General features: G+C 72.9%; 16 protein-coding genes. 12 read left to right on the top strand and 4 right to left on the bottom strand.

Going from position 1 to position 14,701, the window contains the following annotated elements; all coding sequences use genetic code 11:
* From ABTW95_RS27400 to ABTW95_RS27360, 9 genes are all read left to right on the top strand, one after another.
* The coding region (locus tag ABTW95_RS27400; protein WP_500227779.1) for an acyl-CoA dehydrogenase family protein at positions 1-1,771 on the top strand (1,771 nt) is incomplete at its 5' end.
* Between the two features lie 5 nt (positions 1,772-1,776).
* Positions 1,777-3,687 carry a fatty acyl-AMP ligase gene (locus ABTW95_RS27395; RefSeq protein ID WP_500227778.1) on the top strand — a complete coding sequence of 637 codons (1,911 nt, stop codon included), beginning with the start codon at positions 1,777-1,779 and terminating at the stop codon, positions 3,685-3,687.
* A gap of 144 nt (positions 3,688-3,831) precedes the next feature.
* The gene (locus ABTW95_RS27390) at positions 3,832-4,413 is read left to right on the top strand and encodes a PadR family transcriptional regulator (RefSeq protein ID WP_500227777.1); all 582 of its coding nucleotides are present in this window, start codon (positions 3,832-3,834) and stop codon (positions 4,411-4,413) included.
* A gap of 129 nt (positions 4,414-4,542) precedes the next feature.
* Entirely contained in the window at positions 4,543-5,082 is a 540-nt protein-coding gene (locus tag ABTW95_RS27385; RefSeq protein ID WP_500227776.1) for an ATP-binding protein, read from the top strand.
* 42 nt (positions 5,083-5,124) lie between these two features.
* Positions 5,125-5,499 carry a hypothetical protein gene (locus tag ABTW95_RS27380; protein ID WP_396449722.1) on the top strand — a complete coding sequence of 125 codons (375 nt, stop codon included), beginning with the start codon at positions 5,125-5,127 and terminating at the stop codon, positions 5,497-5,499.
* A gap of 82 nt (positions 5,500-5,581) precedes the next feature.
* Positions 5,582-8,290, top strand: coding sequence for a sensor histidine kinase (locus tag ABTW95_RS27375; protein ID WP_500227775.1), 2,709 nt, complete (start codon positions 5,582-5,584; stop codon positions 8,288-8,290).
* Positions 8,287-8,706, top strand: coding sequence for a roadblock/LC7 domain-containing protein (locus ABTW95_RS27370; protein WP_396449724.1), 420 nt, complete (start codon positions 8,287-8,289; stop codon positions 8,704-8,706). Before ABTW95_RS27375 ends, ABTW95_RS27370 begins: the two co-directional genes overlap by 4 nt.
* Before the next feature lie 6 nt (positions 8,707-8,712).
* Positions 8,713-9,147, top strand: a complete 435-nt coding sequence (locus ABTW95_RS27365) for a DUF742 domain-containing protein (protein ID WP_396449725.1) — start codon at positions 8,713-8,715, stop codon at positions 9,145-9,147.
* Positions 9,128-9,799 (top strand): GTP-binding protein, encoded by a 672-nt coding sequence (locus ABTW95_RS27360; protein WP_396449726.1) that lies wholly within the window; start codon positions 9,128-9,130, stop codon positions 9,797-9,799. The genes ABTW95_RS27365 and ABTW95_RS27360 overlap by 20 nt, the downstream gene beginning before the upstream one ends.
* A gap of 59 nt (positions 9,800-9,858) precedes the next feature.
* Here ABTW95_RS27360 and ABTW95_RS27355 read toward each other — a convergent pair whose 3' ends face one another.
* Positions 9,859-10,350: a winged helix-turn-helix transcriptional regulator gene (locus tag ABTW95_RS27355; RefSeq protein WP_396449727.1), complete on the bottom strand. Its 492-nt coding sequence runs from the start codon at positions 10,348-10,350 to the stop codon at positions 9,859-9,861.
* Positions 10,351-10,415: 65 nt separating this feature from the next.
* Between ABTW95_RS27355 and ABTW95_RS27350 the strand changes: the two genes are divergently transcribed.
* Positions 10,416-11,837, top strand: a complete 1,422-nt coding sequence (locus tag ABTW95_RS27350) for an MFS transporter (RefSeq protein ID WP_500227774.1) — start codon at positions 10,416-10,418, stop codon at positions 11,835-11,837.
* Positions 11,838-11,991: 154 nt separating this feature from the next.
* Here ABTW95_RS27350 and ABTW95_RS27345 read toward each other — a convergent pair whose 3' ends face one another.
* Entirely contained in the window at positions 11,992-12,423 is a 432-nt protein-coding gene (locus tag ABTW95_RS27345) for a hypothetical protein (protein WP_396454647.1), read from the bottom strand.
* On the bottom strand, positions 12,420-12,968 hold the full coding sequence (locus ABTW95_RS27340; RefSeq protein ID WP_500227773.1) for a DUF2231 domain-containing protein: 549 nt from the start codon (positions 12,966-12,968) through the stop codon (positions 12,420-12,422). The genes ABTW95_RS27345 and ABTW95_RS27340 overlap by 4 nt, the downstream gene beginning before the upstream one ends.
* Positions 12,969-13,102: 134 nt before the next feature.
* Between ABTW95_RS27340 and ABTW95_RS27335 the strand changes: the two genes are divergently transcribed.
* Both ABTW95_RS27335 and ABTW95_RS27330 read left to right on the top strand, forming a co-directional pair.
* Positions 13,103-13,798, top strand: a complete 696-nt coding sequence (locus ABTW95_RS27335; protein WP_396454649.1) for a helix-turn-helix transcriptional regulator — start codon at positions 13,103-13,105, stop codon at positions 13,796-13,798.
* A 106-nt stretch (positions 13,799-13,904) separates the two neighbouring features.
* Positions 13,905-14,138 carry a DUF3040 domain-containing protein gene (locus tag ABTW95_RS27330; RefSeq protein WP_396449732.1) on the top strand — a complete coding sequence of 78 codons (234 nt, stop codon included), beginning with the start codon at positions 13,905-13,907 and terminating at the stop codon, positions 14,136-14,138.
* A gap of 34 nt (positions 14,139-14,172) precedes the next feature.
* Here the strand turns inward: ABTW95_RS27330 and ABTW95_RS27325 are convergent, their stop codons facing one another.
* Positions 14,173-14,616 (bottom strand): MarR family winged helix-turn-helix transcriptional regulator, encoded by a 444-nt coding sequence (locus tag ABTW95_RS27325; protein WP_500227772.1) that lies wholly within the window; start codon positions 14,614-14,616, stop codon positions 14,173-14,175.
* Positions 14,617-14,701 lie beyond the last annotated feature (85 nt).

Genomic DNA, 14,701 nt, shown 5'->3' with positions numbered 1-14,701 from the left:
CCCGCCGGGCGAGCCTCCGGCGGGGCCGCCGCGCGCGCGGCGCCCGGTCGCGGGACTGTCGCCGGCGCACCGGATCGCGGCCGATCTGGACGGGTATCTCGGCGACCCGATGGACGACGAGGCCGGGCCGTTCTCCTACAGGGCGATCGTGGAGGCCGAGGAGCGCGACGAGCTTCCGCCGGGCGCGGTGGACGCCGTCCGGGCGTGGGGTTTCCCGAAGTACCTCGTCCCGGTCCCGCTGGGCGGCCGGCTGACGACGCTGGAGGAGCTGTTCTTCGTGACGCGCGGCATCTCCCGCCGCAGCGTCACGGTGGCGGTGATGTACGGGTCGGGCCTGCTGGCGGTGAACCCGGTGTGGCTGTGGGGCGACGCGTGGCAGCGCAGGACGGTCGCCGACGGCGTGCTGCGCGGGGACCTGGCCTGCTTCGGCGTGTCGGAGGCCGACCACGGCAGCGACGTGATGGCCTCGGAGTCCGAGGCCGACCTGCAGGGCGACGAGCTGGTGCTGACGGGCGTGAAGTGGCCGGTCGGCAACGCCACCCGCGGGCGGTTCGTGACCACCTATGCCAGGACCGGCCCGCGCGACTTCTCCCTGATCCTGGTCGACAAGCGGGAGCTGGACCCGGCGGCCTGGTCGACGCTGCCGCCCGTGCGGACGGTCGGGCTGCGCGGCCACGACCTGTCCGGGGTGGCGTTCTCCGGGGCGCGCGTCCCGGCCGAGCGGGTGATCGGGCGGCGCGGCTCCGGGCTCGTCCAGACGCTGAAGACCCTGCAGATCACCCGGACCGCGATCGCGGCGCTGTCGGTCGGGACGATCGACGCGGTGGTGCGGATCGGGATGCAGTACGCGCGGCAGCGGACCCTGTACGGGTCGGACATCTACAAGATCCCCGTCATCCGCGACCATCTGCTCAAGGCGCACCTGGACCTGCTGATCGCCGAGTGCGTCGCGATCCCGGTGACGCGCTGCCTGACGGTCGCGCCCGGGCGGCTCAGCCTGTGGTCGTCGATCGCCAAGTACTTCGTCCCCGTGCTGGGGGAGGAGGTCGTGGCGAGCATCGGGACCGTCCTCGCGGCGCGCGGCTACCTGCGCGAGGGCGTCGCGCACGGGGTGTTCCAGAAGCTGCAGCGCGACCACGCCATCGCCAGCATCTTCGAGGGCACCACGCACGTGAACCTGGCCAACGTCGCCGGGCAGCTCCCGTACCTGATCGACCCGCCCGAGGAGACCGGCGGCGAGGACGAGCTGCTCGCCGACCTGTTCTGCTGGACGCGGACCCCGCCCGCGTGGGAGCCGGACGGCCGGCTGCTGCAGCTCACCAACGAGGGGCGCGACGAGGTCGGGCAGCGGTTCGAGCAGATCGCCGAGCAGGTGCTGGAGGCCGCGAACGCGCACGCCGCGCCCGGCGTCGCGGCCGAGCTGAAGGACCTCATGTCCAGCATCGGCGGACTGCGCGCCAAGGTGGACGAGGGCATCCGGGCCGCCGCGGACGACGTCTCCTCGGTGGCCGCGCTCGCCCGCGCCAAGCGCTACTGCGAGCTGCACGCGATGGTCTCGTGCATGCTGACGTGGCTGCACAACCGGCAGGCGTTCGGCGGCCCGTTCGCCGACGGCCAATGGCTCGCGCTGTGCCTGCAGCGCCTGCTCCAGCGCGCCCAGCCCGACGCCGCCCTGTCGGAGGAGTTCCTCCCCTCGCTGGAGGACGCGATGTTCCGCAACGTCGACGAGCGGCGCTGGTTCTCCCTGCTCTCCCTGGCCGAGGACGAGTGATACCCGTGTACACGGATTTCGTGTCGCTCATCCGGGACAACATCCATACCCACGGCGACGACCGGTCGTTCACCTTCATCAGCGAGGAGCCGGGCCGCAAGTACAAGGAGAACGTGCTCGGGTTCGCCGAGCTCGACCGCAAGGCGCTCGCCCTGGCCTGCCGCCTGGAGGCGCGCGGGCTGCGGGACCGGGCGGTCCTGCTGCTGTATCCGGAGGGCCTGGAGTTCATCACGGCGTTCTTCGCCTGCCTGTACGCGCGGGTGATCGCGGTCCCGGCGCCGCTGCCCGACCTGGACGCGGGGCGGTTCGGCCGCACCCGCCGCATCATCGAGGACGCCGACATCGCGCTGATCCTGACCGACACCGCCCACCGGGCCACCCTGGACGCGTGGCTGCGGGCGGCCGGGCTGCGCAACCGCGTCCACTGCCTGGACACCCAGGCGGCCAAGGACGCCGACCCCGGCGGCTGGACGCCCCCGGAGTTCCGCCCGGAGACCCTGGCGTTCCTGCAGTACACGTCGGGGTCGACCAGCGACCCCAAGGGCGTGATGGTCTGCCACGGCAACCTGCTGTGCAACGGCGAGGAGATCAAGCGCCGCATCGAGGGCTCGCCGGACACCGTCGGCGTCGGCTGGGTGCCGCACTACCACGACATGGGCCTGGTCGGTCAGTTCCTCGAACCGCTCTACCTCGGCTGCCGGTACGTGTTCACCTCGCCCATCACGTTCATCAAGCGGCCCGTGCTGTGGCTGGAGCTGATCACCCGGTACCGGGGGACGATCACCGTCGCCCCGAACTTCGGGTACGAGCTCGCGCTGCGCCGCGTCACCGACCGGCAGCTGGAGGGCCTGGACCTGTCCTCGCTGACCGTCGTCAAGAACGGCGCCGAACCCGTCCGGGCGGCGACGCTGGAGGCGCTCGCGGAGCGGTTCGGCCCGGTCGGGTTCCGGCCCGAGATGTGGATGCCCTGCTACGGGATGGCGGAGACGACGCTGCTCGTCACCGGCGCGCCGATCGGCAGCGGGCCGGTGATCCGCGACTTCGACGCCGAGGCCCTCACCAAGGACGTGGCCGTCCCGCGCAACGGTGCGGACGGCGGGGCACTGACCGGCGGGGCACTGACCGGCGGGGCACTGACCGGCGGGGCCGCGGGAGGCCGGGGCCGCGGTGGCGTCAGGCGGCTGGTCAGCAGCGGGCGGCCCGTCACCCTGGAGGTGCGCATCGTCGACCCGGAGACGCGCGCCGAGCGCCCGGAAGGGCGTGTCGGCGAGATCTGGGTCCGGGGCGGGAGCGTCGCCCGGGGCTATTGGGGCAGCCCTGAAGAAAGCCGGCGGACTTTCGGGGCCCGCACCAATAACGGGGAGGGTCCTTATCTGCGCACCGGTGATCTTGGATTCGTCCTGGACGGCGAACTGTTCGTCACCGGAAGGATCAAGGATCTGATCATCGTGAACGGCCGGAATATCCATGCCCACGACATCGAGGAGGCGGCGCGGGCGGCCCATCCGGCCGCGCTGGTCGGCGCCGCGTTCTCCATCGACGGAGCCATCGACCCCGATGTCGGAGGGACTGCCGGCGGCACCGGCGACGGGGGTGCGGACACCGGTTCCGGCGGGACGGGCGCGGGCCTGGACGGCGGCCGCGAGCACGTCGTCATCGTCCAGGAGATCAGCACCCGGGCGGCCACGGGGACGCCCCTGCAGGAGCTGGCGTCCCTCATCAAGGCCCGTGTGGCGAGGACGTTCGAGCTGCCCGCGGTGAGCGTCGTGCTCGCCGCGCGCGGCACCGTGCGCCGCACCACGAGCGGCAAGATGCAGCGCCGGCTCACCCGCGAGGCGTTCCTCACCGGAGAGATCGCCGCGCTCGCCGACGATCTCGAACCGGGCGTCTCCGGCCTCAGGCGGGCGCACGTATGAACACCGCGCCCATGACCCCTCTGACATGCGAATTCGAAGATCGAAAAATTCGCACTGACCAATCCTAGTCAAAAGCATGACTAATCATGTCTTTGTCTGATAACGTCGGTCTCAACCCTGAGTCAAGGCGGGGAGAGAAGGCCGATGGCGCTACGTCACGCGGTGCTGGCGGCGCTGCTCGACGGCGAGTACAGCGGCTACCAGCTGGCCAAGATCTTCGATTTGTCGGTCTCCAACTTCTGGCATGCCGTACCGCAGCAGCTCTACTCGGAGCTGTCGAGGTTGGAGACGGAGGGCCTGATCCGCGGACGGCAGATCATCCAGCACGACCGCCCCAACAAGCGGGTGTACACGGTCACCCAGGCCGGCATCGACGAACTGGAGCGGTTCGCCGGCACCCCGGCCAAACCCGGCATCATCCGGGAGAACCTGCTCGTGATGGTCCAGGCCGTGGACCACATCTCCGCCGAATCCGTGATCGCGCAGCTCGAGGACAGGGCGGTCGCGGCCGCCGCCAAGGTCGAGGTCTTCGAGCGCACCCTGAAGCACCTGCGCGGCGACCTCGACGAGGAGACGTTCCTGCGCACCGGGTCTCCGCTCGGCCCGTACCTCACCTGCCTGCGGGGCCGCCGCTTCGAGCAGGAGAACTACGAGTGGTTCACCAGCACCGCCCGGCTGCTGCGCAGCCGGACGGGCACCCATGCCGAGGGGGGCGAGCCGTCGTGACCGGCATCATGCGGCCCGCGCCCCTCCGGAAGACGGCGCCATCCGCGCCTACCCCCCACGCCCACCCCAGCCTCGCACCCCGGCCGGGCTGGACCCGGGCGACACGCCTTAGTCAAGGAGGCGTTCATCATGTCGGGCGAACACCACACCATCGAACTCCCTAGCAGTCCACTCCCCAACGCCGCACTGCCCGCCGGCGCCCTCGCCGGCGGCACCGCCCTCACCGCGCCGCACGGCCTGCCGGTGATCGACGAACCGCCCCCGCTGCTGCTGGGCGAGCTGACGCTGCCCGCCGAGCGGGCGTCCGTCCCGCGGGCGCGGCGGTTCAGCCGCTCCGTCACCGCCGCGTCCGGCATCGCGCACGTCCGCGACGACGCCGAGGTCCTGGTGTCCGAGCTGGTGACCAACGCGGTCCGGCACGCGACGGCGCCCGGCGCCGCGCTGTGCCTGCGGCTGCTGCGCGCCGGCGTCCGGCTCCGCATCGAGGTCCACGACCAGGGCGCCGGGGTCCCCCGGCCGCGCCGGGTCGACCTCATGGAGGAGACGGGGCGGGGCTGGTTCCTCGTCGCGGTCATGGCCGACCGGCACGGCACGGACCACACCCCGGCCGGCAAGTTGGTGTGGTGCGAGCTGCGCGCCTGGCCGCGGGACGAGCACCCGGCGCACTGAGCACCCCGTTCGCAGACCCCCGGTTCGGCGAATGGAAGTGCCATGCCCGAATACGCGCCCGCTCATCACCCGTCCGTCGGCTACTACCGGGCGGACGGACGGCCCGCCACGGCCGAGGAGGCCCAGCGGCTGCTGCTGGACGTGCGGGGACGCCTGCTCGCGCAGGACGTCATCCGCGTCGGCGCCGTCGTCGTGGTCGTCTCGACCTGGTTCACCGTGGTCGATCTCGGCATCGCCGCGAACGGCCGGCCGCTGCTCTGGCAGACGATCGTGTCCGACCACGCGATGCACGCCGACATCGGGCAGTACACCTCGCGCGAGAAGGCGGCGCGCGGCCACGCGCAGGCCGTCGCCATGATCTCCGGCAGGCTGCGCGGCCTGGTCGCCCGCGCCGCGCTGGACGAGGTGCGCCCCTGAGACCCCGGTAACGACACACCCCGCATCCCCCCACGACACGGGCCGCGATACCGGCCCGCCCTCGGCATGAGGTTGTGATCTGATGGCCTCGAAGACACCCCGCGACGGCGCCCCCGGCGGCAAGTCCCGGCGGCGGCGCCCCATCCGCCTGCGGATCACGGCGCTGCTGCTGGTCCCGCTGGTGTCGCTCATCACCCTGTGGGCGTTCGCCGCGAACATCACGCTCGGCGACGCGTTCGACAAGTACGACTTCTCGACGACGTACGAGAAGATGGGCATGCCCGGCCTGTTCCTGGTGAACCAGCTCCAGGCGGAACGCTCGCTCAGCGTCGTCGCGCTCGTCTCCGGCGACGCCAAGGACAAGCAGAAGCTCGGCGCCCAGCGCGCCCGGGTCAGCGCCGTCGAGAAGTCCTTCCGCGGGACCGCGCTGTCGTCCGACGCGCAGGACGCGGCGCAGCCCGAGACGAAGCAGCGCCTCGCCGAGGCGATCAAGGCCCTCGACACGCTGCCGCGGCTGCGCGGCCGGGTCGACTCCGGGCAGGTCGCCCCGCTGGACGTCATCAACTCCTACAGCACGATGCTCGACCAGGTCATCAAGGTCTTCGACGGCCTGGTGACGGTCAACGACGTCGCGATCCTCACCCAGGGCCGCGCGCTGATCGGCATCGGCAACGCCCGCGCCTACATGCTGCGCGAGGACTCCCTCGTCACCGCCGCGATGGCGCGCAAGGGGAGGCTCACCCCGGCCGAGCACACCGCGTTCGTCCAGTGGGCGGCGGAGGGCCGGCGCGAGTTCGAGGCCGGCCTCGCCGACCTCAACGACCAGATCCGCGGGCCGCTGGCGCAGCTCGCCGCGTCCCCGCAGTTCAAGCGGTACCGCGCCGCCGAGGACGCGATCGTGAACGCGCGCGGCGACCGGCTGCCGGCCGAGGCCGCCGACTGGCAGGCCACCACCCAGCTGCTGTCGCAGGCGTGGGGCCAGAAGGTCCAGGAGGCGAGCCTCGCGCTGAACGAGCTGGCCAAGCCGATCGGCGAGCGGATCGTCATGCGGCTCGTCCTCGCCGGCGGGTTCGGGCTGCTCGCGGTCGTCGCGTCGATCGTGCTGTCCCTGCTCGCCGCCCGCAGCCTGTCCCGCGAGCTGCGCGGCCTGCAGCGCGCCGCGCTGGACCTCGCCGACAACCGGCTGCCCGGCGTCGTCGCCCGGCTGCGCCGCGGTGAGGAGGTGGACGTGGACGCCGAGGCGCCGCCGCTCGTCATCGGGAAGACCCGGGAGGTCGCGCGGGTCGGCGACGCCTTCACCAAGGTGCAGCACACCGCGATCGAGACCGCCGTCCGCGAGTCGTACCTGCGGCAGGGCATCAGCCGCGTGTTCCTCAACGTCGCGTGGCGCAGCCAGTCGCTGCTGCACCGGCAGCTCCGCATGCTGGACGAGATGGAGCGCAGCGCGTCCGACCCGAAGGCGCTGGAGGACCTGTTCCGGCTCGACCACCTCACCACCCGCATGCGCCGGCACGCCGAGGGCCTCGTCATCCTGTCCGGGACGTCCCCGGGCCGCGGCTGGAGCCGCCCGGTGCACGTCGAGGACGTGCTCCGCGCCGCCGTCGCCGAGGTCGAGGACTACACCCGCGTCGAGGTCGTCGTCGTCACCGGGCAGGCCGCGGTGATCGGCGAGGCGGTCGCCGACATCATCCACCTGCTCGCCGAGCTGATCGAGAACGCGACCGTGTTCTCGCCCGCGCCGACCGAGGTGCTGGTGCGCGGCGAGATGGGCGCCAACGGGTTCGCCGTCGACGTCATCGACCGCGGCATCGGCCTCGACCAGGCCGAGCTGGACGCGCTGAACCTGCGGCTGTCGCGGCCCCCGGAGTTCGACCTGGCCGTCACCGACCGGCTCGGCCTGTTCGTCGTCGCCCGGCTCGCCGGGCGGCACGGCATCAAGGTCGCCCTCCAGCCGTCCCTGTACGGGGGCGTCAGCGCCGTCGTGCTGATCCCGCGCGAGCTGATCGTGGACGTCGACCAGCCCGACGACGAGGACGCCGCGGCGAACGGCGACGTCCCGGTCGCGGGGCCGGGCGGGCAGAACGGGCGCGCGGCGGCGAACGGCTCGACGCGGCAGTGGCCGACGCCGTCGGCGCCGTCGTCGACCGCGATGCTGAACGCGCCGGTGTACGACACCGTGCGGGACGCGCCGCCCGCGAACGGCGCGCCCGACCGGGCGCCCGACACCGCCTTCGACACGGCGCTCGCCTACGAGGCCGCGCCGCCCGAGACGCCGGCGTCCACCGAGGATCGGCCGGAGTTCGACGCGGCGGTGGGGTTCAACGCGTACGACGGAACCGAGACCCCGACGTCGTACGGCGCCCCACCGTCGTACGGGGGCTCGCCGTCCGAGACGCCGCCGCAGGCCCCGCCCGGGCCGCCGCCGGTGTTCGACGCCACGCGCCCGTTCCAGGCCGCGGGCCCGCGCATCCCCGCCTACGGCCACGACCCCCACGCGGGGACGGGCCGGTACGAGGCGCCCGCCTCGTTCGGCGAGACGCAGGCCCGGGCCGGCAACGGCGGGCGCGCCCCGCTGCCGCGCCGCGTGCGCGGCGGGAACCTCGCGCCCCAGCTGCGCGACCCGGACGGGTTCGACGAACCCCCCGCGGCGCCTCCCGACGACGCGATCGCCGCGTGGGAGGAGCGCTCGGCGGAGGCGTCCCGCGACCTGTTCGCCTCCCTGCAGGCCGGCTGGCTGCGGGGCAGGGACGAGGACGAAGGACCGGCCGACGGCATGGAGGGAAGATCATGACCCAGCAGGGAGTCGCGGCCGAGCTCAACTTCCTCCTCGACGACCTCGTCGAGCGCGTCCCGCAGATCCGCAAGGTGGTCGTGCTGTCCCGGGACGGGCTCGTGATGGGCAAGTCGCGCGGCGTCGGCCGCGAGGACGCCGAGTACCTCGCGGCCCTCGCCGCCGGGTTCCACAGCCTCGCGATCGGCGCGAAGCCGCAGCTGGAGTCCGGCGAGATCCGGCAGACGCTCATCGAGATGGACAAGGGGCTGTTCTTCGTCGTGCCCGCCGGTGCCAACAGCTGCCTCGCGCTGCTCAGCGAGGTCGGCGCCAACGCGGGCCTCGTGGCCTACGAGATGACGATGCTGGTCAAGCGCGTCGGCCGGCAGCTGTCCACCGGGATCAGGCAGAGCGCCGCCGGCCCCGGACCCAGGTGACCCGCCATGGACCCCAGTGACGTGCCCGGTGCTCCCCGGGGTCCCGGCAGGGAACGGTGGCTCGACGCCGCCGCCGGGCCCATCGTCCGCCCCTACGCGGTCACGCGCGGGCGGACCCGGCCGGCCGGCGAGCCGCTCGACATCGTGGCGATCCTCGTCGCGACCGGGCGGCCGCCGGCCGAGCCGGGGCGGCTGTCCCGCCACCAGCGCCGGCTGCTCGCGCTGTGCCGCCGCCCGCACGCCCTCGCCGACCTCGCCTCCGACCTGAACCTGCCGCTCGGCGTGATCCGGGTGCTGGCCGGCGACCTGATCGAGTCGGGCCTCGTGGACGTCCAGCGGTGGTCCACGCCGGTCTCGCCGACCGGGCAGCCGACCATGATCCAGCCGCATACCGACCAGAACCTGCTCAGGATGGTGCTCGATGAACTCCGCGCGCTCTAGAACCGACGGAGTAGCCCAGGGGAGCGCGGGGGGTCGTGCCCTCTCCACCGGCTACGACGCCCCGCCCGCGTCCGACGACGCCGGCGACCGGGAGGACGGCCCCCGCGTCGCGCTGAAGATCCTCGTCGCCGGCGGCTTCGGCGTCGGGAAGACGACGCTGGTCGGCGCGGTCAGCGAGATCCGGCCGCTGCGCACCGAGGAGGCGCTGACCGACGCGAGCATCGGCGTCGACGACCTCGACGGCGTCGCCGCCAAGACCACCACGACGGTGGCGATGGACTTCGGGCGCATCACGCTGCGCGACGGCGTCGCGATCTACCTGTTCGGGACGCCGGGCCAGGAGCGGTTCTGGTTCATGTGGAACGAGCTGTCGCGCGGCGCGCTCGGCGCGGTCGTGCTCGCCGACACGCGGCGGCTGATGGCGAGCTTCGCCTCGATCGACTACTTCGAGCGCAAGGGCACGCCGTTCGTCGTCGCGGTGAACTGCTTCGACGACGCGGACCGCTACGACCCGCCGGAGATCCGGACGGCCCTGGACATCGACCCGCACGTGCCCGTGCTGATGTGCGACGCGCGCCGCACGGGTTCGGCGAAGGAGGTCCTCGTGTCGCTGGTCGAGCACGCCCTCCGCCTCGCCGGCGGGTCCCGTTGACGTGCGGCGTGTTGCCCTTATCGGCGCGGTCATAAGGGCAACACGCCGCAGCTCAACGGTTAATCGGGCTGCTCCTCGGGGTGCGGCGGGCGCATGATGATCTCGTCCACCGCGACGTCGTGGCCGTCCGCGCACCGGACCTGCGCCGTCACGCGCTCGCCGCAGCGGGCGTGGGTCAGCATGACCTGGCGCCCCTCCTCGTGTGGCAGGTACGTCTCGCCCCACTCCATGAGGCTGACGAGGGTGGGTGCGAGGTCCAGGCCCATCTTGGTCAGGTGGTACTCGTAGCGCGTGCGCTGGCCGGGCTCCTGGTACGGCTCCCGGGTGAGCAGTCCCGCCTTGACGAGGTGGCGCAGGCGGGCGGTGACGGCGGACTCGGTCATGCCGAGGTTGCGCACGAAGTCGCCGAAACGATTGGTGCCGAAGAACGCCTCGCTGAGCACCAGCACCGCCGAGGGCGGGCCGAGCGCGGCCAGGGTGCGGGCGACCGGGCAGTTCTGCATCGACCAGGCGTCGCGGTCGGCGAAGTGCCCCTCAAGTGCGATTGTCACGCGACCACTATAAACCTGCTGACTTCGCTTGACCAAAGTCAGGCCGGGCGCTAGCGTCCCTGACTATGGTGAAACAAAGTCAGGTACGCACCGGCCCCGTCCTCGCGGTGCTCTCCGTCGCCTCCTTCATGGCGGGCCTGGACCTGTTCATCGTCAACGTGGCCTTCGACGACATCGGCCGCGACTTCGCCGGCACGCCGATCGCCGACCTCTCCTGGGTGCTCAACGCCTACGCGATCGTGTTCGCCGCCCTGCTCGTCCCGCTCGGCCGGCTCGCCGACCGGTACGGGCGCAAGGCCGGGCTCGTCCTCGGCCTCACCGTCTTCACGCTCGCCTCCCAGGCGTGCGCCGCCGCCCCGGACCTGTGGTGGCTCGTCGGCTTCCGCGTCCTGCAGGCCGCCGGTGCCGCCGCCCTCATCCCCACCAGCCTCGGGCTGCTGCTGTCGGCGATGCCGGCCGCGCGGCGCGGCGGCGCGGTGCGGATCTGGTCCGCGTCCTCGGCGATCGCCGCCGCGGCCGGCCCCGCGATCGGCGGCGTCCTCGTCGACGTCTCCTGGCGCTGGGTGTTCGAGGTGAACGTCCCCATCGGGATCGCCGCGGTGGTGCTCGCGCTGCGGCTCGTCCCCGACTCCCGCGAGGGCGCCACCGCCCGCGTCCCCGACCTGCCCGGCACCGCCGTGCTGACCGGCGCGGTCGCCCTGCTCGCCCTCGGCCTGGTGAAGATCAACGACTGGCCGGGCGAGCGCACCACCGTCGTGATCGGCGCCGCGCTGCTCGGGCTGACCTGGTTCTGGCTGCGCTCCCTGCGGCACCCCGCGCCGGTCATCGAGCCCGCGCTGCTCGCCGTCCGCACCTTCTTCTGGTCGAACGCCGCGGTGCTGCTGTTCACCGTCGCGTTCGCCGCCAACCTGCTGCTCGGCGTGCTGTGGATGCAGCAGGTCTGGCACTACTCGCCCATCAGGACCGGGCTCGCCGTCGCGCCCGGCCCCCTGATGGTGCCCATCATGGCGCTCATCGCCGGACGGCTCGCCACGGCCCGGGTCCCCGTCGGTCTGATCACCGCCGTCGGGTGCATGCTGTGCGCGTTCGGCGTCGCCATGATCGCGATGAGCCTCGGCCCGGCGCCGGCGTACGCGTCCCAGCTGCTGCCGGGCTGGCTCATCGGCGGGACGGGCGTCGGCCTCGCCCTCCCCACCATCCTGTCGGCCGCCGCGGTCGAGCTGCCGTCCCACCGCTACGCCACCGGCAGCGCCGTGGTGAACATGAGCCGGCAGATCGGCACCGTCCTCGGCGTCAGCCTCGCCGTCGCCGCCCTCGGCACCCCGCGCGGCTGGCCCGAGGTGCACGCCTCCTACGTCAACGCCTGGCTGATGGTCGCCGGGTTCATGGTGATCGCTGCGATCGCCGCCCTTGGCATGACCCCGCGCCGCCTTCGGCCCGCCCCACCCGTCCCCGAGCCAGAGAAGGAAGTGGTCGCCGGAACCTGACCCCGCCTTGAGAACAGAAGAACCCGGGCATCGGACGAAGCCTTGACCCGGACCGCGAGGTCCGGTTCGCCCGACCGCCCGACCCACAGCAGGCACCTCATGGCCAGAGGTGCCTGCTGTATTTCGTCTCCGTGGCGCTTGCCGCTCCGCCCCGCTACGCCTGGAGGGCGGCGAGGATGACGAGGAGCAGGGTCGCCACCGCGAAGAGGCCGTGGCCGAGGACGACGGGGACGGGGAACGCGCGCTCCGGGGCCTCGGCGGCCTGCGCGGAGCCGGGGGCGCCGCCGGCGGTGCGGACGGCCGGGGCGCGGGTCACGGCCAGCCAGCGGAAGAACATCACGAAGCCGAGCAGGGCGACGGGCACGAGGAGGACGAGGGCCGTCCAGGCGAGGGCCTGCGCGTCGGCGAGCAGGTAGATGATCCAGACCACCAGGCCGGCTGCGGCGAGCGCGAAGTGGCCGAACACGACCGGGACGGGCAGGCGGGACGTCCCGCCGCGCGCACCGCCCCGGGTGATCCAGGTGCCGAGCATGTAGAAGCCGCCCGCGGCGGTGATGAGCCAGGTGACGAGTGCGGCGATGGTCATGCGTTCTCTCCTTGGTCGGCGGTGTGACGGGGTGCGGTCCCGGTCCGGGTGAAGCCCTCGGCCTGCGTCTTCTCGTCGGCTACGCGGACGCCGTAGCGGTAGGCGAGCTTCCCGCCCAGGAATCCGGACGCGGTGAGGGCGGCCAGGGCCGCGACGGACAGCGCGATGCGGCCCGGGGCCACCGGGCCGCCGGTGTCGTCCAGGCGCCAGCCGAAGGCGGCCGCGTAGGCGGCCGTCACGGCCAGGTTCAGGGACATGTGGACGAGCGCGGTGCGGAAGACCCGCGTCCCGGGCGGGACGGCGAGCAGGTCGAGGAACCCGGTCGCGGCGGCGGCGAGCGCCCCCGCGACGCCGAGGCCGATGAGCCACAGCGAGCCCTCGGCCAGGAAGCCCGGGTCGCCGGCCACGTGCGACGCGACGTCGAACACGAGGCTGGCCACCCACGCCCCGATCGGCACCGTCACGAAGATCGGGTGCAGGGGATGGCCGTAGCTCCCGGCGAGCGCGCTCACCGGGCGTTTCGCCTGCTGCTGCGGATCGTCCATGACGACCTCCTGTTTCACCAACGAGTATTGGTGTTATAGCAGTGATCCGTCAATAGGGGCGAGTCCGAGGGGAGTCTCATCCGGTTTCGTCGAGATTTTTGGGTGTTACCGTGATCGCGGGTTAGGGTGGTGGGGTGACTTCCGACTCCGCCGGGCTGGCGGCCGCCGCGATCCTCAGCGACGACCTGCGGCGCCGCATGTACGCCTTCATCCGCGCGGCGAAGGCGCCGGTGACCCGGGACGAGGCGGCGGCGAGCGTCGGCATCTCCCGCAAGCTGGCCGCGTTCCACCTCGACAAGCTGGTCGACGCCGGGCTGCTGAGCGCCCGCTACGCCAACCCGTCCGGCGTCCGGCGGGTGGGCCGGGCGCCGAAGGTGTACGAGCCGTCCGGCGTCGACGTGCGGGTCAGCATCCCGCAGCGCGAGCACGCGCTGCTCGCGAGCATCCTGCTGGACGCCGTGCGCGGGCAGCGGCCCGGGGAGAGCGCGCGGGATGCGGCGCTGCGGGCCGCCGAGGAGCGCGGCCGGGCGCTCGGCGAGGCCGGCCGGCCCGCCAGGGGCGGGCGGCTCGGCACCGAGCGGGCGCTGACCTGCGCGGCCGAGGTGCTGGAGCGGCACGGGTTCGAGCCCGACCGGGAGGGGCCGACGCGGCTGCGGCTGCGCAACTGCCCGTTCCACCCGCTCGCCGAGGACGATCCCGGGCTGGTGTGCAGGGTCAACCACGCCTTCCTGGCGGGCATGGTGGACGGCCTCGGGGCGTCCAGCGTCCGGGCCGAGCTCGCCCCCCACTCCGGCTACTGCTGCGTCGAGTTCGGCCCGCGCGACGAGTGATCTGTCCCAATTAGGTCGGATTGCGATAGATCTGAGCGATAGATCTTGCTTCTCCGGGTTAGTCAGTAAGGAGCGCCGATGTAGCCCCGACGGGCCTGGAGGAGCGATGAGCCTGCCGTTGCACGAGAGCCGCGTCCTCGCGCTCATCGAGATGGGGCTGTGCCGCGAGGACCGGGAGCTCGCGGCCCGGTTCGCCATGTTCAACCGGTTGGCGGCGGCCGAGACGCCGCCGCGCCGGGAGCGTCTCGAACCGAGCCGGAGGCTGTGCTGGACGCTGACGGCGGTGCTGATCGCGTCGATCGTCGCGCTCGGTGCGATCGCCGCGGCGGTGGCGGGCTGAGCGGGGGCGGGCTGAGCGGGGGCCGGCCGGGCGGTCAGCCGTCCGGGGTGTCCTCCAGGGTCTTCAGCTCGGCGCTCAGCCGGTCCAGGATCGGCGCGAGGCTGCGCAGTTCCGCGAGGTGGACGCGGGTCAGCTCGGCCAGGATGCGGTCGGCCGCGACGGTGAGCCGGATCCGCATCATGCGGTTGTCGTCGCGGTCGCGCTCGCGGGTGACGAGGCCCGCGTTCTCGGCCCGGTTGATCAGTTCCACGGTGCTGTGGTGGCGCAGCAGCAGGTATTCGGCGAGCTCGCCGACCGTGGGCGGCCGCGCGGCGCCGTGGCCCTTGACCGCGAGGAGCAGCTGGTGCTGGGCCGGCGTCAGCCCGGCCGCGCGCACCGCCACCTCGCTCCAGCGGAGGAAGCGGCGCAGTCCGGTGCGGAACGCGAGCAGAGCCGTGAACTCCTCCTGGCTGAGCTCCTGCACGCGCACCTCGTCCATGGGATGAAAGCCCTGTTCCGTAATGCCCCGATGCTACTTCACCGGCCGTATCCGGGCAGGTGGAAGCGGGGGCGGCCCGCCGTGG

This window comes from Spirillospora sp. NPDC127506, assembly GCF_040302145.1.
Classification (GTDB): Bacteria; Actinomycetota; Actinomycetes; order Streptosporangiales; family Streptosporangiaceae; genus Spirillospora.
The sequence above is the reverse complement of the archived record's forward strand: the minus strand, read 5'-3'. Positions and strand labels throughout refer to the sequence as shown.

Coding starts and splice junctions, on each gene's coding strand:
- ABTW95_RS27380 (WP_396449722.1), top strand. CDS start 5,125: ATGCCCGAATACGCGCCCGCTCATCACCCGTCCGTCGGCTACTACCGG.
- ABTW95_RS27375 (WP_500227775.1), top strand. CDS start 5,582: ATGGCCTCGAAGACACCCCGCGACGGCGCCCCCGGCGGCAAGTCCCGG.
- ABTW95_RS27340 (WP_500227773.1), bottom strand. CDS start 12,968: ATGGACGATCCGCAGCAGCAGGCGAAACGCCCGGTGAGCGCGCTCGCC.
- ABTW95_RS27330 (WP_396449732.1), top strand. CDS start 13,905: ATGAGCCTGCCGTTGCACGAGAGCCGCGTCCTCGCGCTCATCGAGATG.
- ABTW95_RS27345 (WP_396454647.1), bottom strand. CDS start 12,423: ATGACCATCGCCGCACTCGTCACCTGGCTCATCACCGCCGCGGGCGGC.
- ABTW95_RS27360 (WP_396449726.1), top strand. CDS start 9,128: ATGAACTCCGCGCGCTCTAGAACCGACGGAGTAGCCCAGGGGAGCGCG.
- ABTW95_RS27325 (WP_500227772.1), bottom strand. CDS start 14,616: ATGGACGAGGTGCGCGTGCAGGAGCTCAGCCAGGAGGAGTTCACGGCT.
- ABTW95_RS27350 (WP_500227774.1), top strand. CDS start 10,416: ATGGTGAAACAAAGTCAGGTACGCACCGGCCCCGTCCTCGCGGTGCTC.
- ABTW95_RS27370 (WP_396449724.1), top strand. CDS start 8,287: ATGACCCAGCAGGGAGTCGCGGCCGAGCTCAACTTCCTCCTCGACGAC.
- ABTW95_RS27385 (WP_500227776.1), top strand. CDS start 4,543: ATGTCGGGCGAACACCACACCATCGAACTCCCTAGCAGTCCACTCCCC.
- ABTW95_RS27390 (WP_500227777.1), top strand. CDS start 3,832: ATGGCGCTACGTCACGCGGTGCTGGCGGCGCTGCTCGACGGCGAGTAC.
- ABTW95_RS27365 (WP_396449725.1), top strand. CDS start 8,713: ATGGACCCCAGTGACGTGCCCGGTGCTCCCCGGGGTCCCGGCAGGGAA.